The sequence below is a fragment of the Burkholderia sp. JKS000303 genome, assembly GCF_002563755.1.
Taxonomy (GTDB): domain Bacteria; phylum Pseudomonadota; class Gammaproteobacteria; order Burkholderiales; family Burkholderiaceae; genus Burkholderia; species Burkholderia anthina_B.
In genome coordinates, this window is record NZ_PDBZ01000001.1 from 1,805,103 (window position 1) to 1,823,660 (window position 18,558).

The 18,558-nt window shown below is 68.0% G+C and carries 20 protein-coding genes; 5 read left to right on the forward strand and 15 right to left on the reverse strand.

Features of this window, described 5'->3' with window-relative positions; all coding sequences use genetic code 11:
- Nucleotides 1–321 precede the first annotated feature (321 nt).
- The 9 genes from BX604_RS08755 to BX604_RS08795 all read right to left on the reverse strand — a co-directional run bounded on the left by BX604_RS08755 (nt 322) and on the right by BX604_RS08795 (nt 7,511).
- Nucleotides 322–540 carry a hypothetical protein gene (locus BX604_RS08755; protein WP_096508904.1) on the reverse strand — a complete coding sequence of 73 codons (219 nt, stop codon included), beginning with the start codon at nt 538–540 and terminating at the stop codon, nt 322–324.
- The gene (locus BX604_RS08760; RefSeq protein WP_098550395.1) at nt 540–1,025 is read right to left on the reverse strand and encodes a hypothetical protein; all 486 of its coding nucleotides are present in this window, start codon (nt 1,023–1,025) and stop codon (nt 540–542) included. Before BX604_RS08760 ends, BX604_RS08755 begins: the two co-directional genes overlap by 1 nt.
- A gap of 89 nt (nt 1,026–1,114) precedes the next feature.
- Nucleotides 1,115–1,435: a helix-turn-helix domain-containing protein gene (locus BX604_RS08765; RefSeq protein ID WP_098550396.1), complete on the reverse strand. Its 321-nt coding sequence runs from the start codon at nt 1,433–1,435 to the stop codon at nt 1,115–1,117.
- Nucleotides 1,428–1,793: a type II toxin-antitoxin system RelE/ParE family toxin gene (locus tag BX604_RS08770; protein ID WP_098550397.1), complete on the reverse strand. Its 366-nt coding sequence runs from the start codon at nt 1,791–1,793 to the stop codon at nt 1,428–1,430. The genes BX604_RS08765 and BX604_RS08770 overlap by 8 nt, the downstream gene beginning before the upstream one ends.
- 130 nt (nt 1,794–1,923) lie before the next feature.
- A complete protein-coding gene (gene glmS / locus BX604_RS08775) occupies nt 1,924–3,741 on the reverse strand; it encodes a glutamine--fructose-6-phosphate transaminase (isomerizing) (protein ID WP_098550398.1) in 1,818 nt (605 codons plus the stop codon).
- A gap of 54 nt (nt 3,742–3,795) precedes the next feature.
- A complete protein-coding gene (glmU, locus tag BX604_RS08780; protein WP_098550399.1) occupies nt 3,796–5,157 on the reverse strand; it encodes a bifunctional UDP-N-acetylglucosamine diphosphorylase/glucosamine-1-phosphate N-acetyltransferase GlmU in 1,362 nt (453 codons plus the stop codon).
- Nucleotides 5,158–5,292: 135 nt separating this feature from the next.
- Nucleotides 5,293–6,288, reverse strand: coding sequence for a tRNA 2-thiocytidine(32) synthetase TtcA (ttcA, locus tag BX604_RS08785; RefSeq protein ID WP_098550400.1), 996 nt, complete (start codon nt 6,286–6,288; stop codon nt 5,293–5,295).
- Nucleotides 6,285–6,689 carry a dihydroneopterin aldolase gene (locus BX604_RS08790; RefSeq protein ID WP_098550401.1) on the reverse strand — a complete coding sequence of 135 codons (405 nt, stop codon included), beginning with the start codon at nt 6,687–6,689 and terminating at the stop codon, nt 6,285–6,287. The genes ttcA and BX604_RS08790 overlap by 4 nt, the downstream gene beginning before the upstream one ends.
- A gap of 78 nt (nt 6,690–6,767) precedes the next feature.
- On the reverse strand, nt 6,768–7,511 hold the full coding sequence (locus tag BX604_RS08795; protein ID WP_098550402.1) for an SDR family oxidoreductase: 744 nt from the start codon (nt 7,509–7,511) through the stop codon (nt 6,768–6,770).
- 13 nt (nt 7,512–7,524) lie between these two features.
- Here BX604_RS08795 and BX604_RS08800 point away from each other — a divergent pair, with 13 nt between their 5' ends.
- Nucleotides 7,525–8,715, forward strand: coding sequence for a class I SAM-dependent methyltransferase (locus BX604_RS08800; protein WP_098550403.1), 1,191 nt, complete (start codon nt 7,525–7,527; stop codon nt 8,713–8,715).
- A 13-nt stretch (nt 8,716–8,728) separates the two neighbouring features.
- Nucleotides 8,729–8,923, forward strand: a complete 195-nt coding sequence (locus tag BX604_RS08805; RefSeq protein WP_098550404.1) for a DUF2905 domain-containing protein — start codon at nt 8,729–8,731, stop codon at nt 8,921–8,923.
- A 53-nt stretch (nt 8,924–8,976) separates the two neighbouring features.
- Here BX604_RS08805 and BX604_RS08810 read toward each other — a convergent pair whose 3' ends face one another.
- The 5 genes from BX604_RS08810 to BX604_RS08835 all read right to left on the reverse strand — a co-directional run bounded on the left by BX604_RS08810 (nt 8,977) and on the right by BX604_RS08835 (nt 13,898).
- The gene (locus BX604_RS08810) at nt 8,977–9,198 is read right to left on the reverse strand and encodes a hypothetical protein (RefSeq protein WP_060110715.1); all 222 of its coding nucleotides are present in this window, start codon (nt 9,196–9,198) and stop codon (nt 8,977–8,979) included.
- Nucleotides 9,199–9,296: 98 nt separating this feature from the next.
- Nucleotides 9,297–10,205 (reverse strand): carbohydrate kinase family protein, encoded by a 909-nt coding sequence (locus BX604_RS08815; RefSeq protein ID WP_098550405.1) that lies wholly within the window; start codon nt 10,203–10,205, stop codon nt 9,297–9,299.
- Nucleotides 10,202–11,485 carry an AGE family epimerase/isomerase gene (locus BX604_RS08820; RefSeq protein WP_098550406.1) on the reverse strand — a complete coding sequence of 428 codons (1,284 nt, stop codon included), beginning with the start codon at nt 11,483–11,485 and terminating at the stop codon, nt 10,202–10,204. Before BX604_RS08820 ends, BX604_RS08815 begins: the two co-directional genes overlap by 4 nt.
- Entirely contained in the window at nt 11,482–12,501 is a 1,020-nt protein-coding gene (locus BX604_RS08825; protein WP_098550407.1) for a LacI family DNA-binding transcriptional regulator, read from the reverse strand. Before BX604_RS08825 ends, BX604_RS08820 begins: the two co-directional genes overlap by 4 nt.
- Before the next feature lie 353 nt (nt 12,502–12,854).
- Nucleotides 12,855–13,898 (reverse strand): bile acid:sodium symporter family protein, encoded by a 1,044-nt coding sequence (locus BX604_RS08835; RefSeq protein WP_098552779.1) that lies wholly within the window; start codon nt 13,896–13,898, stop codon nt 12,855–12,857.
- A 346-nt stretch (nt 13,899–14,244) separates the two neighbouring features.
- On the opposite strand from BX604_RS08835, the gene BX604_RS08840 reads away from it, so the two are divergent.
- The 3 genes from BX604_RS08840 to BX604_RS08850 all read left to right on the forward strand — a co-directional run bounded on the left by BX604_RS08840 (nt 14,245) and on the right by BX604_RS08850 (nt 17,282).
- Entirely contained in the window at nt 14,245–14,730 is a 486-nt protein-coding gene (locus BX604_RS08840) for a peptide-binding protein (protein ID WP_098550409.1), read from the forward strand.
- 345 nt (nt 14,731–15,075) lie between these two features.
- Complete coding sequence (locus BX604_RS08845; RefSeq protein ID WP_098550410.1) at nt 15,076–16,152, forward strand: porin; 1,077 nt, start codon at nt 15,076–15,078, stop codon at nt 16,150–16,152.
- Between the two features lie 167 nt (nt 16,153–16,319).
- Complete coding sequence (locus BX604_RS08850) at nt 16,320–17,282, forward strand: LysR family transcriptional regulator (protein WP_098550411.1); 963 nt, start codon at nt 16,320–16,322, stop codon at nt 17,280–17,282.
- A gap of 114 nt (nt 17,283–17,396) precedes the next feature.
- Here BX604_RS08850 and BX604_RS08855 read toward each other — a convergent pair whose 3' ends face one another.
- Entirely contained in the window at nt 17,397–18,356 is a 960-nt protein-coding gene (locus BX604_RS08855; protein WP_098550412.1) for an NAD(P)H-dependent flavin oxidoreductase, read from the reverse strand.
- Between the last annotated feature and the right edge of the window lie 202 nt (nt 18,357–18,558).

Consider the following 18,558-nt stretch of genomic DNA (forward strand, 5'->3'; position numbering starts at 1 on the left):
GGCCCCGGATTGGTGGAGGCTCCAACTTTTGAGAGAAGGGAGCCATGAACATGGGTGGTCAAAGAGCGCAGATGGGCTGCACCCATGCCTCCATAACGTTCCAGTAGGTCGGTACGGTGATAGGCCGCTTCAACCGGATTCCAGCCAGATCGGACGAAGCACGCTGAGCTTGCCCCGAAAAACGAGTCTCTTGCCGGGTGATTAAACTCAAGCAAGGAGGGTCAAGGCGATGAAGGGTGATGCAAGGCGGCGGGCAGCGGAGCGCCGCCGCGACAACGTGAAAAGGCGGGAAGGGCGGCGCCGGCCCGCGCCGCGCGAGGTTCAGCGGTGGTTGTCGATCCACGCGCGGGCCCATTCGAGCCCCGCTTCGCGTGCGTCGTCCTCGGTGTCGAACACGCCGAGCACGCCCGACGCTTCGACGAGCCGGTTGTTCTGCGTGATCGTGCCGCTCGCCGCGAAGCGTTCGGGTTGCAGGATCTCGTCCTGCTGCAGGATCGCGTGGCCCCAGATCTGGTAGCCGAGATAGGTCTGCGCTTCCATTATCGAGTCACCTCCGCGGAACGGTTGCCCGTGCCGACCCGCAGCACGTTGCCGTCCGGCGTGTATTGCCGCGGGATATTGGAGAAATTGAGTGCGTGCGGCGTGTCGGGCGTGGCGGGCTGCATCACCGTGAGCCGGCCCGGTGTGGGCTGCGCGACCGGACGCGGCGCGCTTGGCGCTTCCACCGTGGCGGCGGGCGGGTGATGTGGCACGACTTTGACGGCCTGCGCGACGCGGCGCTTGTGCGGTTTCACGACGGCTTTCGGCTGCACGCTCGCGTGTTTTTCCGCGGCCTTGCTGCCGGCATGCGCGTCGGCGCCCGTGTGCGCGGCCGGCGTACGGGCGTCCGGCGTACGGGCATCCGGCGTGTGCGGTGCCGGCAGCCGTGCCTCGGGCGGGTTCCAGACCTCGACGTAGTGCTCGGCGGCCCAGCCCGTCGACGCGAACGTCAGCGCCAGCAATCCGCATCCAAACAGTCTTACCATTGTCTCTCCGTCATATTCCTTGCGGCTCGCACGCGTTGCGATGCCCGGTGCGGGGCGCGGCCGCTCATGCGCATTCGGGGAATGCCGGCTCAGGAGAACACCTCGAGCCCGTGTTTCTCGACGATCTGCAGCATGCGCGCGGCGATGCCGCTCGGCCGCTTGTCGCCCTGTTCCCATTGGCGGATCGTCGAAGTCGTGGTGTTCAGGTAGAGCGCGAACACGCTCTGACTGACGTTGACCGACTTGCGGATCCGGGCGATCGCTTCCGGATCGAACTGCGGCGCGGCTTCGATGCAGAGCTCGTCGTACTCGCGCATCGTCTTCTTGTCGATCAGTTGCGCGCGATAAAGGCCCGACGCGGCGCTGTGGATCGCCTCCGTCGCGTCGCTCTTGAATCGACTCTTAGCCATTGCAAATCTCCACCCACTCTTTCAGGGTAACCAGCGTCGCGATGTCGCTGTCGGTGTGTCGGCCGACATCCGCGGCGAGCTTTCTGAAGACACGCAGTTCACGGGCGTCGATGTTGTCGCGGTCGCATTTCGCGAACAGGAACACGAACACCCACGTGTCCCCGATCCTGCCCAGCACGATTGCGCGCTGGCGATTCCCGTCGAGGCGCTTCTTCCAGACGTTGCCGCCGAGATCGACGCCCTGGCCGCGGGCCAGCTCCCGCACCGCGCGGCAGAGTTCGCCATCGGCGATTCCCGCTTTTCCGGCTGCCTTGTGAAACCACTTCGTCTTGAAGACGCGTCGTACGGAAGCAGACATGTCGAGCCAGTCGAGTTAGCACAGGATTATATACCACTACGTGGTATATATTTCGACCTGGCCAAACGGCCGGCTGCACACCGATACGACGTTCGGACGGGCCGGCGACGGCCCGTCCGGCCAGGCAGCCTTACTCCACCGTCACCGACTTCGCGAGATTCCGCGGCTTGTCGACGTCGGTGCCGCGCGCGCACGCCGTGTGATACGCGAGCAGTTGCAGCGGCACGACGTGCAGGATCGGCGACAGTTGCCCGTAGTGCTCCGGCATCCGGATCACGTGCAGGCCGTCGTCGTTGACGATCTGCGTGTCGGCGTCGGCAAACACGTACAGCTCGCCGCCGCGCGCGCGTACTTCCTGCATGTTCGACTTCAGCTTCTCGAGCAGCGTGTCGTTCGGCGCGACCGTGACGACCGGCATCGCTTCCGTGACGAGCGCGAGCGGCCCGTGCTTCAGTTCGCCGGCCGGATACGCTTCGGCGTGGATGTACGAGATTTCCTTCAGCTTCAGCGCGCCTTCGAGCGCGATCGGGTAGTGCAGCCCGCGGCCGAGGAACAGCGCGTTTTCCTTGCGCGCGAACTCCTCCGACCACGCGATGATCTGCGGCTCGAGCGCGAGCACGCTGTTCAGCGCGGCAGGCAGGTGGCGCAACTGCTTCAGGAATTCCGCTTCCTGCGCGGCATCGACGTGCCCGCGCAGCTTGCCGAGCGTCGCGGCCAGCACGAACAGTGCGACGAGCTGCGTCGTGAACGCCTTCGTCGACGCGACGCCGATCTCGGTGCCCGCGTGCGTGAGGAACTGCATCTCGGTGAGACGCACCATCGCGCTCGTCGCGACGTTGCAGACCGCGAGCGTATGCGTGTGGCCGAGCGACTGCGCGTGCTTGAGCGCGGCGAGCGTGTCGGCCGTCTCGCCCGACTGCGAGATCACCAGCACGAGCTGGCGCGGATTCGGCACCGATTCGCGGTAACGATATTCGCTCGCGATCTCGACCTGGGTCGGGATCTTCGCGATCGATTCGAGCCAGTACTTCGCGGTGAGGCCCGAGTAGTAGCTCGTGCCGCACGCGAGGATCAGCAGGCTGTCGATGTTCGCGAACGCGGCGGGGGCCGCCTCGCCGAACAGCGTTGCGTCGAACGCTTCGGTTTGCGGCACCGTGTCGCCGATCGCGCGCGGCTGCTCGAAGATTTCCTTCTGCATGAAGTGGCGATACGGGCCCAGTTCGACTGCGCCGCCGTATGCGCTGACGACGCGAATCTCGCGCTGCGCGAGCGCGCCGTGGCGGTCGACGATCTTCACGCCGTCGAGCGACAACTCGCACACGTCGCCTTCCTCGAGGAACGTGAAGCGGTCGGTGCTGCCGGCCAGTGCGAGCGCGTCGGACGCGAGGAAGTTCTCGCCGTCGCCGTGGCCGACCACGAGCGGCGAACCCTGGCGCGCGCCGACGACCGTGTGCGGCTGGTCCTTGTGGATCACGGCGATCGCATACGCGCCGTGCAGCTGGCCCACCGCTTCGCGCACCGCGTCGAACAGGTTGCCGCGATACAGGCTGTGCACGAGGTGGGCGATCACTTCGGTGTCGGTCTGCGACACGAATTCGTAGCCCTTCGCGCGCAGCGCTTCGCGCAGCGATTCGAAGTTCTCGATGATGCCGTTGTGGACGAGCGCGAGCGCGTTCGACGAGAAGATCGGGTGCGCGTTGTGCGTGACGGGCGCGCCGTGCGTCGCCCAGCGCGTGTGCGCGACGCCCGTCGTGCCTTCGAGGTGCGATTCGCGCACCTGCGCGTCGAGATCGGCGACGCGCGCGACGCTGCGCGCGCGCTTCGGTGCGCCCGGCTCGAGCACGGCGACGCCGCACGAGTCGTAGCCACGGTATTCGAGGCGCCGCAATCCTTCGATCAGCACCGGAACGATATTACGCTGCGCAACTGCGCCGACAATGCCGCACATGAATGGTCAATCCTGTAAGTCGACGCGGACGCCGCTCGGGCGTCCGCAAAAGGTTCAGCTCTTCTTCTTGACCGGGCGGACGTAGCCGCTCTTCGCGGTCTGCGTCTTCTCGTTCAATGCGAGAACGCCGTCGGCGACGTCCTTCCAGATCGTCGTGCCGGCCGCGATCGTCACGCCGCGGCCGACGCGCACCGGCGCGACGAGCTGCGTGTCCGAGCCGACGAACACGTCGTCCTCGATCACGGTGCGGAACTTGTTCGCGCCGTCGTAGTTGCAGGTGATCGTGCCCGCGCCGATGTTCACGCGCGCGCCGATGTCGGCGTCGCCGATGTAGGTGAGGTGGTTCGCCTTCGAGCCGTGGCCGATCACCGCGTTCTTCACCTCGACGAAGTTGCCGACGTGCGCTTCGTCCGCGAGCTGCGCACCCGGGCGCAGCCGTGCGTACGGGCCGATCACGGTGTTCGCGCCGAGCTCGGCGCCGTCGATGTGCGTGAACGCGTCGATGCGCGTGCCCGCGCCGATCGACGCGTTGCGGATCACGCAGTTCGCGCCGATCGTCACGTTGTCGGCGAGCGTCACGTTGCCTTCGAACACGCAGTTCACGTCGATCGACACGTCGCGGCCGCAGCGCAGTGCGCCGCGCACGTCGATGCGGGCGGGATCGGCGAGCGTGACGCCGTCGACCAGCAGCGCATCGGCGACGTTGCGCTGGTGGATGCGCTCGAGCTCCGCGAGCTGCGCCTTGCTGTTCACGCCGAGCGTTTCCCACGCTTCGTCGGGCTGCGACGTGACGATCTCGAAGCCGGCCTCGATCGCCAGTTCGACGACGTCGGTCAGGTAGTACTCGCCCTGCGCGTTCTCGTTCTTCAGCGCGCCGAGCCACATCGACAGCTGGGCCGTCGGCGTGACGATGATGCCGGTGTTGATCTCGGCGATCTTCAACTGCTCGGGCGATGCGTCCTTCTGTTCGACGATGCGCGTGACGAAGCCGGACGCGTCGCGCACGATGCGGCCGTAACCGGTCGGATCGTCGAGCGTGACGGTCAGAATCCCGTAGCGGCCCTCGCGCGCGGCGTCGATGAGGCGCTGCAGCGTGGATGCGCGGGTGAGCGGCACGTCGCCGTACAGCACGAGCGTCGGTTGCGCGGGATCGAGCAGCGGCAGCGCCTGGCGCACCGCGTGGCCGGTGCCGAGCTGTTCGGCCTGCACCGCGAACTGGACGTCGGGCGCGGCGACCGCGGCCTGGACCTGCTCGGCGCCATGACCGACGACGACGACGAGCCGCGACGGCTGCAGCGTGCGCGCGGTGGCGATGACGTGGGAGAGGAGCGGCCTGCCGGCCAGGGGATGAAGCACTTTCGGCAGCGCGGAACGCATGCGCTTGCCGGTGCCTGCCGCCAAAATCACGATATTCATGGCGCCAGCTTGTCAGAGGAGTTCGAAGCCGTCCATTTTAGCATGCGGCCCCTGTCGTACCGGGCCTGTCGCGGCGGGGCGACAGCGCCGGAACGGGGCCTTGCGCGCCCCTTCCGGCGGGTGTTCGGGCCCTGCTTACAGGTCGTCGAACTGGACGATCGAGATCGGTTTCGCGGCGCCCGGCGCGGCGGTGTCGTCGCCCGACGCGCACGGTTCCTCGTCGAACGCGATGTCGCCCTGCGGATCGGCCTGGCCGGTCGCGCGCAGCGACGCGAACGGGAACTGGGTCGTATCCATCAGGTGCGACGGCACGACGTTCGACAGCGCGCTGAACATGTTGTCGACGCGGCCCGGGAAGCGCTTGTCCCATTCGCGGATCAGCGCCTTCATTTCCGCGCGCTTCAGGTTCGGCTGGCTGCCGCACAGGTTGCACGGAATGATCGGAAATTCGCGCAACTCCGCGTATTTCTCGAGATCGGTTTCCTTCACGTACGCAAGCGGGCGGATCACGATGTTCTTGCCGTCGTCCGACTGCAGCTTCGGCGGCATCCCCTTCAGCTTGCCGCCGTAGAACATGTTCAGCAGCAAGGTTTGCAGGATGTCGTCGCGGTGGTGGCCGAGCGCGATCTTGGTCGCGCCGAGCTCGCCGGCCACGCGATACAGGATCCCGCGGCGCAGCCGCGAGCACAGCGAGCAGGTGGTCTTGCCTTCGGGCACGAGCCGCTTGACGATGCTGTAGGTGTCCTGGTTCTCGATGTGGAACGGCACGCCGACCTGCGTCAGGTACTCGGGCAGCACGTGCTCGGGGAAGCCCGGTTGCTTCTGGTCGAGGTTGACCGCGACGATGTCGAAGTCGATCGGCGCGCGCTCGCGCAGGCGCAGCAGCACGTCGAGCATCGCGTAGCTGTCCTTGCCGCCCGACAGGCACACCATCACCTTGTCGCCCTGCTCGATCATGTTGTAGTCGCCGATCGCCTGGCCGACCTGGCGCACGATCCGCTTGAACAGCTTGTTGTTCTCGTACGCTTCCTTCTGCTCGCGGCGCGTCAGCGCGGGGCGGCCGGTATCGGCGACGGTGGCTTCGATGGCGGCGCCTTCGGCCGCCGTGTCATTCATGTGGGGGGCGTTCATGCGCGCTCCTCGTCCTTGATGCGAAAGACTTCGACGCCGACGGCGTCGCAGTCCGGATAGGCGTCCGGTTTCTCGGTACAGACGCGTACCGCGCGCACGGTGTCGTGCGCCAGCAGGTGCGCGGCGATCGCGTCGCACAGCGTTTCCTGCAGATGGATGTGGCCGCGCGCCACGCACCGCGTGACGCTCTGCTTCATCAGGTCGTAGTCGACGACTTCGTGCAGCCGGTCGTCGACGGGGGTGGACAGCGCGAGCGGCACGAACAGGTCGATGTTGATGACGACGCGCTGCTCGCCGCGCTTCTCGTGTTCGAAGGCACCGATGTTGATGTGCACCTCGTAGTCGCGCAGGTAGAGCCTGCGGCAATCCGCGAGGCGGGGGTGCAGGAGAGCGGAAAACATGGTCGTCCCAGTCAAATTGGCGTGCGCGCACGCAAAGCGGCGCGGGCGGCGGTGATCAGGCCGCGCGATCCGCGCGGTTCATTCATTCGGGCCGGCGGCGGGCGGCACGAGGTGCTCGCCGCCGTCGACGGTCAGCGTCGCGCCCGTCACGCCGGGCGCGCTCGCGAGATAGCAGGCGGCCGCCGCGATGTCGTTCGCGTGCGGTGCGTGGCCGCGCACGAGCGCCGCGACCCGCACCTTCGGCGCGAGCGCCAGCGCCAGCGCGGACGTCGCGCGGTTCAGCGCGGCCTGCATCAGCGCGTGCGACAGCTGCGCCGGTGCCGGTTGAAACAGGGCCTGATCCAGTACGTGGATCGCGCATGCACGCAGCGCTTCGTCGTCGCGCGCGGCGTCGGGCGTCGCATCGGCGAGCGCGCGGGCCAGCGCGAGCGGCGCCGTCACGTTGCGCGCGAGCGCGCCGGCGAGCGACGCGCCGTCCACCGTGTGCGCGTCGTCGGTGCCGGCGCACGCGCTCACGAAAACGGCGCACGCGGGCCGGCCCAGCGCCGCGCGGCATGCCGCGACGAGCGCGGTCGCATCGGCTTCCAGGGCCAGATCGGCGTCGAGCACGACGGCGCGGCGGCCCAGCGCGGCGACGTCGGCGACGAGGGCGTCGGCGGCCGCACGCGGCGTGCCGGGGCTGCGCTGCAGTGCGACGTCCCAGCCGCGCCGGGCGAATTCCGTCGCGAGTGCCCGACCGATCGACGCGGCGTCGGCCGCGCTGCCCAGTGCGCCTGCGACGAGCGCGATGCGCGGGGGCGACGTATCGGCTGAAACGGTCATTTACAATGCCGGGATGAACCCGAAAGCTCACGAACCCGCTAGTTTACCTGCTCCCGGCCCTGACGCGCTTGCGCAGTCCGAAACCCTTGCCGCGCAATTGCGCGACGAGATCGCGGCGGCAGGCGGCTGGCTGCCGTTCGACCGCTTCATGGAGCGCGCGCTGTACGCGCCCGGCCTCGGCTATTACAGCGGCGGCGCGCGCAAGTTCGGGCGCCGCGCCGACGACGGCAGCGACTTCGTGACGGCCCCCGAGCTGTCGCCGCTGTTCGCGCAGACGCTCGCGAATCCCGTCGCGCAGGCGCTCGCGGCGAGCGGCACGCGCAGCGTGATGGAATTCGGCGCGGGCACCGGCAAGCTCGCGGCCGGCCTGCTGGCGGCGCTCGACGCGCTCGGCGTCGAGCTCGACGAATACCGGATCGTCGACCTGTCGGGCGAGCTGCGCGAGCGGCAGCGCGACACGATCGCGGCCGCTGCCCCGGCGCTGGCGGACAAGGTGCGCTGGCTCGACGCGCTGCCCGAGCGTTTCGACGGCGTCGTGGTCGGCAACGAGGTGCTCGACGCGATGCCGGTGCGGCTGTTCGTGAAGGCGGGCGGTGCGTGGCTCGAGCGCGGCGTCGCGCTCGACGCGCAGCGCGCGTTCGCGTTCGACGACCGGCCCGCCGGGCCAGCCGGCCTGCCGACGGTGCTCGCGACGCTCGACGTCGACGATGGCTACGTGACCGAGACGCACGAAGCCGCGCTGGCGTTCACGCGCACCGTGTGCACGATGCTCGCGCGCGGCGCGGTGCTGCTCGTCGACTACGGCTTTCCCGCGCACGAGTACTACCACCCGCAGCGCGACCGCGGCACGCTCATGTGCCACTACCGGCACCATGCGCACGACGACCCGTTCCTGTACCCGGGCCTGCAGGACATCACCGCGCACGTCGAATTCACCGGCATCTACGATGCGGGCGTCGGCACCGGCGCGGATCTGCTCGGCTACACGTCGCAGGCGCGCTTCCTGCTGAACGCGGGCATCACCGACGCGCTGGCCGCGATCGACCCGTCCGACATCGCCAGCTTCCTGCCGGCCGCGAACGCGGTGCAGAAGCTGATCTCGGAGGCCGAGATGGGCGAGCTGTTCAAGGTGATCGCGTTCTCGCGCGGAATCGACGGCACGCCCGACGCGTTCGCGCGCGGCGACCGCTCGCACGCGCTCTGACGGGGAGCCCCGCATGCTGCGCTGGCTGATGATGTCGTTCGTCGCGGTGATGATCCTGACGCGCTGCTGGCCGTGGCTCGGCAAGCTCGGCATCGGGCGGATGCCGGGCGACGTCACGCTGACGCTCGGCGGGCGGCGTTACCCGTTCCCGTTCATGTCCACGCTGGTGCTGACGATGCTGGTGTCGATGGTGGCGCGGCTGCTCTGAGCCGCGCGGCGCGTCGCTGGCAGGCCGCGGCGCGCGCGTGACGGTTCTGCGCGTTACAGTTCGATTTCGCCGAGGATCCGGTGCGCGAGCGCCTTCGCCTCGTCGAACGCCTCTTCCTCGCTCGGACTCGTGGTGTGGACGTCGTAGCGCATGTTCTCCGTCTCGTCGCCGTCGTCCCGGGCGAGGATCACATAGCCCTGGAACTGCCCGTTGCCCGCGTGCTGCGTATGCGCCTTGGCCGTGTAGATACCCTTGGTGAACGTGTTCGTGTCCATCGTGCCTCTCCCGCAAAAGGACACTTCATCGTAGCACTGCGGCGCAGCATGTACAGCACCGCTAATCGGCGACCGATCAGCGCGCCGTCATCATTCCGTCACCGTTCGAGCAGCGCGACGACTTCGTCGAGCGTCGGCGCGTGCGCGCCCGTGTGCCGGCACGCGGCAGCGCCCGCGGCGAGCGCGAACGCGAGATGCTCGGGCCACGCGCGGTGCGGCGCGGCCATCAGGCTGAACAGCATCCCGCCGATCGACGCGTCGCCGGCGCCAACGGTGTCGACTACCTCGACGCGCGGCGGGCTGGCCTCGTGCACGCCGCCGTCCGCGTGGAGCGTCGCCGCCTGTGCGCCGCGCGTGACGAACACGGCTGCCCGCGGGTTCAGCGCGCGCACGGCGTCGACCGCGTCCGGGCCGTCGCCGCCGAACAGGTGGCGCAGGTCCTCGTCGGACACCTTGATCAGGTCGGCGAGGCTCGCCATCTTCTCGAGCGTCGGCCGGTACGCTGCCGTCATCAGGTTCCGGTAGTTCGGATCGAAGCTGATCTTCACGCCACGCCCGTGCAAGTCCTCCGCGAGCGCGACGAGCGTGCCCGCGAGCGGCTCGCGCACGAGGCTGATGCAGCCGAAATGCGCCCATTTCACGTGCTCGGTCCAGCCGGCCGGCAGCCGCGCCGGGTCGAACGCGAGGTCCGCGCTCGCGTCGCCGATGAAGAAGTACGCGGGTGGCCGCGTCTCGTGGACGATCGCGAGCAGCGGTGCGCGCGGCACGCGCTGCAGGAAGCGCAGGTCGAGCCCGGCCGCTTCGCTGGTGCGCCACAGCACGTCGGAGAAGCAGTCCTCGCCGATCGCGCCCGCGAGCGCGCTCGGCAGGCCGAGTCGCGCGACCGCGCGCGCGACGTTCCAGCCGGCGCCGCCCGGCACCGACGTCCACTGCGCGTCGCCCGCACGCACCATGTCGGTCAGGATGTCGCCCGCCGACACGAAAGCCGGAAATGCGCCGCCGCTCATTGCGTCGACTCGCTGCGCGCCGCCAGGCGCGCGAGGGTCGCGAGCACGTCGTAGCACGCGCCCATCGTGTGATAGTCGGTCTTGCCGGCCGGGCTCTTCTCGTCGCTGTACTTGCGGTTGTCGCACGTGAGGATGCGGTACCACGCGCCGTAGCGGTGATCGACGAAATGCGCCCAGCTGTAGCGCCAGATCTCGTCGTACCAGTCCCAGAAGCGTTCGCTGCCGGTGCGCGCGCCGAGCATCGCGGCGGCCGCGAAGGTTTCCGCCTGCACCCAGAAATACTTGTTGTGGTCGCAGACGGTGAAATCCGGGCCGAAGCCGTAGCAGAGGCCGCCGTGATCGGCGTCCCACGCGTGCGTGAGCGCCGCGTCGAACAGCTCGGCCGCGCGCGGCACGAGCCAGTCGAGCGGGCGGTGCCGCTCGAGGATCAGCAGCAGCTTCGCCCATTCGGTCTGGTGGCCGGGCTGGAAGCCCCACGGACGGAAGATGTTCGAGCTGTCTTCCTTGTTGTAGTCCCAGTCGATCGACCAGTCCGCGTGGTAGTGCTCCCACACGAGGCCGCCGGACAGCGCGGCCTGGCGCTGCGTGATGTGGGTCGCGAGTTTTTCCGCGCGGTCGAGGTAGGTGACGTGCCCGGTCGCCTCGTAGGCTGCGAGCAGCGCTTCCGTCATGTGCATGTTCGCGTTCTGGCCGCGGTACGACGACACGATCCAGTTCGGCGTCGCGTCGTCCGCGTAGAGGCCCGCGGCCGCATCCCAGAAGCGGTGTTCGGCGAGTTCGTAGGTCGACGCGATCAGCGCGCGCGCCTCGTCGATGCCGGCCATCGTCGCGTGCGCGGCGGCCAGCAACACGAACGCGAGCCCGTAGCAGTGACGCGTGCCGTCGAGCGTCGCGCGCTTCGCGCCGTCGCGCCAGTCGAGCTCCCAGTCGTAGCCCTGCAGCGCGTCGTCCCAGTGCGCGTCGCGCAAAAAGCGCAGGCCGTGGCGCGCGTAGTCGAGATGGCGCGGATCGCCGAAATGCCGGTACGCCATCGCGTAGTTGAAGACGAACCGGCAGCTGCTGACCAGATGTCGCGACGTGCGGTTGTAGATGCTGCCGTCGTCGCGGAAGTAGTGGTAGAAGCCGCCCGTCGGGTCGAACGCGTTCGGCGCGTAGAAGCGCAGCGTGTCCTCGACGTGCGACAGCAGGAACGACGGATCGCGGAAGTTCTCGACGAACGGCGCCGCTTGCGCGTGGCTGGCCGGCGTGGCCAGGCAGGATTGGACCGGGGGCATGTTCATGATTCGGTGACCGTGGCGGTATCGAGCGCCGGTGAGCTGGCGGGCTGACTGCTGGCCCGCACGATCAGCTCGACGGGCAGGGAGATCTCGGTGCGCTCGGGCGACTCGGCGAGCAGCAATTCGACACCGCGGCGGCCGAGCGCTTCCTTGTCGACGGCGAGCGTCGTGAGCGGCGGATTCGCATGCGCGGCGGCCGGGATGTCGTCGAAGCCGACGATCGCGATGTCTTCCGGAATCCGCACGCCGCGCGCGACGCACACGCGCTGGGCGGCCAGCGCGGCCGCGTCGTTGTACGCGAATACGGCGTCGGGGCGCAGGCCCGGCGCGTCGAGCAGTTGCTGCATCGCGCGGGCGGCGCCCGTGTCGGGGTCGAGCCCGGCGTCGATCGTCACTTCGTAGGCCGGGTCGAACAGCCGGCCGGCCTCGAAGAACGCGCGCCGGTAGCCGATCGCGCGCTGCGCGAGGCTGTAGTGCGCGCCCGGGCCGCCGATGAACGCGATCCGCGAGCGGCCGGTGGCGAGCAGGTGGCGCATCGCGAGCGCCGCGCCTGTCGCGTTGTCGATGTTCACCGAGCGCAGGCCGGGCGCCCACAGATCGATCAGCACGAGCGGGCGGCCGGTCGCGGCGAGCGCCTCGATCGTCTCGGGCTCGATGAAGCCGGCCACCGCGATCGCGTCGGGCGCGTGCGGGCGCATCTGGCGCAGCACGTCGTCGTTCGGGCCGACCGTGAGCAGCGTCGGCACGATGCCGCGCTCGCGGCACGCGTCCTCGACGCCGTGCAGCACGTGCGAGAAGAACGGGCTGGCGGGAAAGCGGTTGTGCTGACGGTGCAGCAGGAAGGTGAGCCGGCGAATCCGGGGCCGCAGCTGGGCCGGGTCGTAGCCGAGCCGTTGCGCGATCTCGACGATGCGCGCCCGCGTGGCCTCGGACAGGCCCGGCTGGTTTTTCAGCGCGCGGGAGACGGTGCCGATCGAGACCTCTGCCGCCCGCGCTACGTCGCGAATGGTGGTGCCCATCGTTCGGGGTCCGGTTTGTTTAGGGTGACGGCGATTGTATAGTAAAAAACATCGCGTAATTCGGGCCGGATAACCGGGGAATACCCGGAAATAGCGGGTTTTTAAGCGCTAATCTGCGAAAACGCCGTTACTAAAAATACTAAACAAAACGCGAAAAAGGCAAGGTGATCGCGACGAAGCGGCGGGCGGGGGAGTGGCGGGACGTTGGCGGGGCTGGGGGATGGGGATGGCCGACATGGATCGGCGCACCAGGCCGTCGTCAGACCGCGTGAGGGACGGTGGAGAGGCGGAAAGGCGAGGGCCGGAGGACCAAAAAGGGCGCGGCCAGCCACAGCCGCCACGCCTTCATCCGATCAGCGCTTGCCCGCGTTCAGCGCCCCGCCCCCGCGGGCGGCGCCGGCCGCGCCCTCGCGGCCGTCCTGCTCGCCGCTCAGGTCGCGCGCCCCCCAGCGCTGCGCGAGTGCCGCGCACACCATCAGCTGGATCTGGTGGAACAGCATCAGCGGCAGCACGATCGCGCCGACCGCCTGTGCCGAGAAGATCACCTTCGCCATCGGCACGCCGGCCGCGAGGCTCTTCTTCGACCCGCAGAAGATGATCGTGATCTGGTCGGCGCGGTTGAAGCCGAGCCGCTTGCTGACGAACATGGTCAGCACCAGCGCGATCGCGAGCAGCACGATGTTGACGACCAGCAGGCCGCCGAGCGCGCGTGCCGGAATCTGGTGCCACAACCCCTGGTTCACGGCCTCGCTGAATGCGACATAGACGACGAGCAGGATCGAACCCTGGTCGACGAAGCGCAGCACGCCGCGATTGCGCTCGATCCAGCCGCCGATCACGGGCCGCAGCAACTGGCCGGCGATGAACGGCACGAGCAGCTGCATCACGATGCTGCCGACGGTGCTCCACGGCGACGCGGCCGCGCCCGACTGCGACGTGATCATCAGCCCGACGAGCGCCGGCGTCACGAAGATGCCGAGCAGGCTCGACGCGGACGCGGCGCACACGGCGGCCGGCACGTTGCCCTTCGCGATAGACGTGAACGCGATCGACGACTGGACCGTCGACGGCAGCGTGCACAGGAACAGCACGCCGGCGTACAGCGTCGGCGTGACGAGCGGCTGCAGCACGGGTTTCAGCACGAGGCCAAGTATCGGGAACAGCGCGAACGTGCTGAGCAGCACGACCGCATGCAGCCGCCAATGCGTCGCGCCCGCGACGACGGCTTCGCGCGACAGCTTCGCGCCGTGCAGGAAGAACAGCAGGCCGACGGCGATGTTGGTCGCCCAGTTGAACGCATGGGCGGCCGGGCCGCGGCACGGCAGCAGGCTCGCGAGCACGACGGTGCCGACGAGCGCGAGCGTGAAATTGTCGGGAAGGAAACGGGGACGGGCCATCTGGAACTCGATTCGGAAACGGTGCGCGCGCACCGCGCGCGCGAACGTCGCCATTGTCCCGGCGGATCATTCAATAAACAAATTCATTGTGTGAATTGATTCATGAGTCAGGTGCATATCTGGGCGCCCGTTCGCACAGGCCGTCGGTGCGCACAACGGCAGAAGAATGTTCTGTCGCGATCGGCCCGGGAAGTGAAAAAACCTAGCAGTAACATGGTGTTACACCGATGCCCGCGACATAACACTTTTTGGCTCGACACCGTTTCGGGCCGCTCATAAATTACTGCTGAAAGGCTTGCGTTGGCCGGGAACAGCCGACAGCGCACCGCAACAGGCACTGAATGTGATGATGGAACGGGTGAAACTGAAGGTCGGACGATGGGTGGCAGGTGCGCTGTGCGCGCTGCTGATGCCGCTCGCGCTCGCACAGCCGCCGCACGGCGGCGGTCGCGGGTTTGGCGGCCACGGTTTCGGCGGCGGCGACATGCACGCGTACGGCCAGTCGGCCGGCGGTGCACAGGTCTGGCGCCGCGCGGTGCCGCCGGGCGGCGCCCGCGCCGGCAGCGTGAACGGCTACGGTTCGCGCTGGGGCCTGCGCCCGACGCCGTCCTACGGCCACTACGCCGCACAAAGCCCGTATCGCCCGATCAGCGCCGATTCGCGCCAGATGCCGCGCCCGCCGGGCGGCGGCAACGTACCGCTGCGCGCCGGCTCGATCCGCGCCGACGTCGCACGCTACAACGAGGAGCGCGGCGGCCGTCCGATGCCGCCGCCCCGCTCGCAGGAAGAGCCTGCGCACTCGCCGTTGTTCTCCCCGTTCTACCGAAACTGAGCGCCCCGCGCGCTCGTCCCTCCGCCGGCTGATGCGAATTCGCCACAGTCGCGCATAGATTTCCGCTGATTTTCCCGCCGCATTGCGCTATCTTTCGCGCCCGGCCCGCGCACGCCAGGCGGCCGTCCCGTCGCGTGCCCGCCCCGCGCGGGGCCGCTGCGTCGCGTCGGGTCATGCAGGAATTCCGCGAAGTTAATGCTGCCGCTATACCCGCAATAAGTGTGCGCAATTTTGACCGGACCAATGATCCGTAAAGATGGCTGCGCCCCATACGACGCAAGCACTCGGCTCCAAAAAACAACGCTCGCGCCACTTATCGACAATTCGACAAAACCTGGAGATCCCATGAAAGCATTCGCTCGCCGTGCATCGCGCACGTCCGTCAAGCTGATCGCCGCGGCCGCCTGCGTGGCGGCAACCGCACCCGTTTACGCGCAGTCGAGCGTGTCGCTCTACGGTCAGGTCGACGAATGGGTCGGTGCGACCAAGTTCCCGGGCGGCGATCGTGCCTGGAACGTGGGCGGCGGCGGGATGTCGACGTCGTACTGGGGCATGCACGGTGCCGAGGATCTGGGCGGCGGCTACAAGGCGATCTTCACGCTGGAGAGCTTCTTCCGCGCGCAGAACGGCCAGTACGGCCGCTTCCAGGGCGACACGTTCTTCGCGCGCAACGCGTACGTCGGCATCGATTCGCCGTACGGCACGGTGAAGGCCGGCCGCCTGACGACGCAGCTGTTCCTGTCGACGATCCTGTTCAACCCGTTCTACGATTCGTACACCTTCTCGCCGATGGTGTACCACGTGTTCCTCGGCCTCGGGACGTACCCGACCTATCCGAGCGATCAGGGCGCGGTCGGCGATTCGGGCTGGAACAACGCGCTGTCGTACACGTCGCCTTCGTTCGGCGGCCTGAATTTCGGTGCGATGTACGCGCTCGGCAACACGGCCGGCGACAACCGCTCGAAGAAGTGGAGCGCGCAGTTCAACTACGCGAACGGCGCGTTCGCGGCGACTGCCGTCTACCAGTACGTGAACTTCAACAACGGCCCGCAGGATCTGAGCGCGCTCGTGGCCGGCATGAAGAGCCAGGGCATCGGCCTGGTCGGCGCGACCTACGACCTGAAGTACGTGAAGCTGTTCGGCCAGTACATGTATACGAAGAATGACCAGATCGCGGGCAGCTGGCACGTGAACACCGCGCAGGGCGGCGTGTCGGTGCCGTTCGGCGTCGGCAACGCGATGGCGTCGTACGCGTATTCGCGCGACGCCGGCGGCCTCGACCAGACGCGCCAGACCTGGGCCGTCGGTTACGACTATCCGCTGTCCAAGCGCACGGACGTCTACGCCGCCTACATGAACGACCACATCAGCGGCCTGTCGAGCGGCAACACGTTCGGCGCCGGCATCCGCGCGAAGTTCTGACGATTCGTCCGCCGTGCGCGCGCCTCGCGCGTTCGGTCCGACGGTACGCTGCCCGAAACGGCGCCGCTATCCGCGGCGCCGTTTTGCCTTTGTTGACCTTTTTATTTCCTCGCCTTTGTTACCCTATCTCGTAATTGGATGATTCCCCGGAATTGCGAGCTAGTTCGATGGATACCCTCGTCAGCATGAATGTGTTTCGCTACGTCGTCGAAGTGGGCAGCTTCGTCGGCGCGGCCGAGCGCATGCAGATGTCGGCCGCGATGGCGAGCAAGCACGTGATGCATCTCGAGCAGCAGCTCGGCGCGCGGCTGCTGCATCGTACGACACGACGTGTCGCGCCGACCGAGGCGGGACGCGAATACTATGAGCGCCTCGTGCAGGCGCTGTCTGAACTCGACGAAGCCGGACAGGCAGTCGGCGCCGCGAGCGTCGTGCCGCAGGGCCGATTGCGGGTGACGTCGTTGTCCGCGTTCGGCTTGCGACACGTGATGCAGGCGGTCACCGATTACGCGGGCCGCTTCCCCGACGTGACCGTCGACATGACGCTGTCCGATCGCGTGGTCGACCTCATCGAGGAGGGCTACGACGTCGCGGTCCGCGCGGCGCCGAACGGCCTGAAGTCGTCGTCGCTGGTCGCGCGGCAGATCGCGACCGCGCACATCCTGCTGGTCGCGTCGCCCGAGTATCTCGAGAAGCACGGCACGCCTCAGACGATTGCCGATCTCGCGCACCACAATTACCTGCGTCGCGATTCGAATTCGACGATGCTCGATTCGCTCGTGATCGACGCGGCTGCCGCGTCGCGCGTGAACCTGAACGGCAACCTGATCGTGAACCATCTCGAAGGGCTGCGCGCGGCCGTGCTCGCGGGCGCGGGCATCGCGCTGCTCGGCACCGAGGTGGTCGGCGACGACATCGAGTCGGGCCGGCTCGTGCCGGTGCTGCTCGACGCCGTGCCGCCGCACGAGGCGCCGATCTATGCGGTGTACGCGAGCCGCCGTCACGTGTCCGCGAAGGTGCGTTCGTTCGTCGACTTCCTCGCCGCGCGTTTCGAAGGGCAGTCGCTGTGCCCGTCGATCGAGTCGCGCCTGCGCGTGCTGCCGATCACGCGGATCAAGCGCGCGGGCTGACTGGCGCCGGCCGCCTGCGAGCGGACATGAAAAAAGCGCGAGCCGTTTCGGTTCGCGCTTTTTTGTTGGGTCGGGCCGCGTGCGCGGCGGTGGCGCAACCCGCCGCCGCTTGCGTCAGCGCGGGATCCCGAGCCGCGCCTTCGCGTCGTCGTATTCGCGCTTGAGCCGCTCGACGAGCGCGCCGACGCTCGGCAGGTCGTCCATCAGGCCGACGCCCTGGCCGGCACCCCAGATGTCCTTCCACGCCTTGGCCTTGTCGCCGCCGAAATTCATCTTCGACTTGTCCGATTCCGGCAGCGCTTCCGGATCGAGACCGGCCTTTTCGATGCTCTCGCGGATGTAGTTGCCGTGCACGCCGGTGAAGAGGTTCGTATAGATGATGTCGGACGATTTCGCGTTGACGATCGCGTGCTTGTAGTCCTCGACCGCGTGCGCTTCCTGCGTCGCGATGAAGCGCGTGCCCATGTACGCGAGGTCGGCGCCCATCGCTTGCGCGGCGAGGATCGAGCCGCCGTTCGCGATCGAGCCGGACAGCACGATCGGGCCGTCGAACATCTTGCGCACTTCGCCGACGAGTGCGAACGGCGAGGTCGTGCCCGCGTGGCCGCCGGCGCCGGCCGCCACCAGGATCAGCCCGTCGACGCCCGCTTCGAGCGCCTTCTGCGCGTGGCGCAGGTTGATCACGTCGTGCAGCACGATGCCGCCGTAGCTGTGCACCGCGTCGACGATCTCGCGCGCCGGCGCGCGCAGGCTCGTGATGAAGATCGGCACCTTGTGCTCGACGCACACGCGCACGTCATGCTCGAGCCGCACGTTGGACTGGTGGACGATCTGGTTGACCGCGATCGGACCGATCACCGCATCCGGGTGCTTCGCCTGGTGGTCGGCGAGCTCGGACTGGATCTGCGTGAGCCACTCGTCCAGCAGTTCGGCGGGACGGGCGTTGAGCGCGGGGAACGAACCGACGATGCCCGCCTTGCACTGCGCGAGCACGAGTTCGGGGTAGCTGACGATGAACATCGGCGATGCGATGACGGGCAGCGTCAGGTTCTGCAGGACGGCGGGCAATGCCATGGAATGTCTCCAGTCTCGAGGGGCGGCCGGACGTGGCGCGGTCGCGCCGACGCCGGCTTCATGCTTGGCGATCGAACGGTATATCGAGTGTAGCGGTACGACGGTGCGTTCATATTAATACGAACGGTCGTGCGATTCTACGCGAGCTTAACAAAATGCGCGGTAGGGCGACAATCGAGGGAGTGTTCTCTTTCTAGGTTTT

Coding starts and splice junctions, on each gene's coding strand:
- BX604_RS08835 (WP_098552779.1), bottom strand. CDS start 13,898: ATGGCCCGTCCCCGTTTCCTTCCCGACAATTTCACGCTCGCGCTCGTC.
- BX604_RS08815 (WP_098550405.1), bottom strand. CDS start 10,205: ATGAGCGGCGGCGCATTTCCGGCTTTCGTGTCGGCGGGCGACATCCTG.
- BX604_RS08840 (WP_098550409.1), top strand. CDS start 14,245: ATGATGGAACGGGTGAAACTGAAGGTCGGACGATGGGTGGCAGGTGCG.
- BX604_RS08790 (WP_098550401.1), bottom strand. CDS start 6,689: ATGTTTTCCGCTCTCCTGCACCCCCGCCTCGCGGATTGCCGCAGGCTC.
- BX604_RS08800 (WP_098550403.1), top strand. CDS start 7,525: ATGAACCCGAAAGCTCACGAACCCGCTAGTTTACCTGCTCCCGGCCCT.
- BX604_RS08765 (WP_098550396.1), bottom strand. CDS start 1,435: ATGGCTAAGAGTCGATTCAAGAGCGACGCGACGGAGGCGATCCACAGC.
- BX604_RS08855 (WP_098550412.1), bottom strand. CDS start 18,356: ATGGCATTGCCCGCCGTCCTGCAGAACCTGACGCTGCCCGTCATCGCA.
- glmU (WP_098550399.1), bottom strand. CDS start 5,157: ATGAATATCGTGATTTTGGCGGCAGGCACCGGCAAGCGCATGCGTTCC.
- BX604_RS08820 (WP_098550406.1), bottom strand. CDS start 11,485: ATGAACATGCCCCCGGTCCAATCCTGCCTGGCCACGCCGGCCAGCCAC.
- ttcA (WP_098550400.1), bottom strand. CDS start 6,288: ATGAACGCCCCCCACATGAATGACACGGCGGCCGAAGGCGCCGCCATC.
- BX604_RS08810 (WP_060110715.1), bottom strand. CDS start 9,198: ATGGACACGAACACGTTCACCAAGGGTATCTACACGGCCAAGGCGCAT.
- BX604_RS08825 (WP_098550407.1), bottom strand. CDS start 12,501: ATGGGCACCACCATTCGCGACGTAGCGCGGGCGGCAGAGGTCTCGATC.
- BX604_RS08850 (WP_098550411.1), top strand. CDS start 16,320: ATGGATACCCTCGTCAGCATGAATGTGTTTCGCTACGTCGTCGAAGTG.
- BX604_RS08770 (WP_098550397.1), bottom strand. CDS start 1,793: ATGTCTGCTTCCGTACGACGCGTCTTCAAGACGAAGTGGTTTCACAAG.
- BX604_RS08760 (WP_098550395.1), bottom strand. CDS start 1,025: ATGGTAAGACTGTTTGGATGCGGATTGCTGGCGCTGACGTTCGCGTCG.
- BX604_RS08795 (WP_098550402.1), bottom strand. CDS start 7,511: ATGACCGTTTCAGCCGATACGTCGCCCCCGCGCATCGCGCTCGTCGCA.
- glmS (WP_098550398.1), bottom strand. CDS start 3,741: ATGTGCGGCATTGTCGGCGCAGTTGCGCAGCGTAATATCGTTCCGGTG.
- BX604_RS08805 (WP_098550404.1), top strand. CDS start 8,729: ATGCTGCGCTGGCTGATGATGTCGTTCGTCGCGGTGATGATCCTGACG.
- BX604_RS08845 (WP_098550410.1), top strand. CDS start 15,076: ATGAAAGCATTCGCTCGCCGTGCATCGCGCACGTCCGTCAAGCTGATC.
- BX604_RS08755 (WP_096508904.1), bottom strand. CDS start 540: ATGGAAGCGCAGACCTATCTCGGCTACCAGATCTGGGGCCACGCGATC.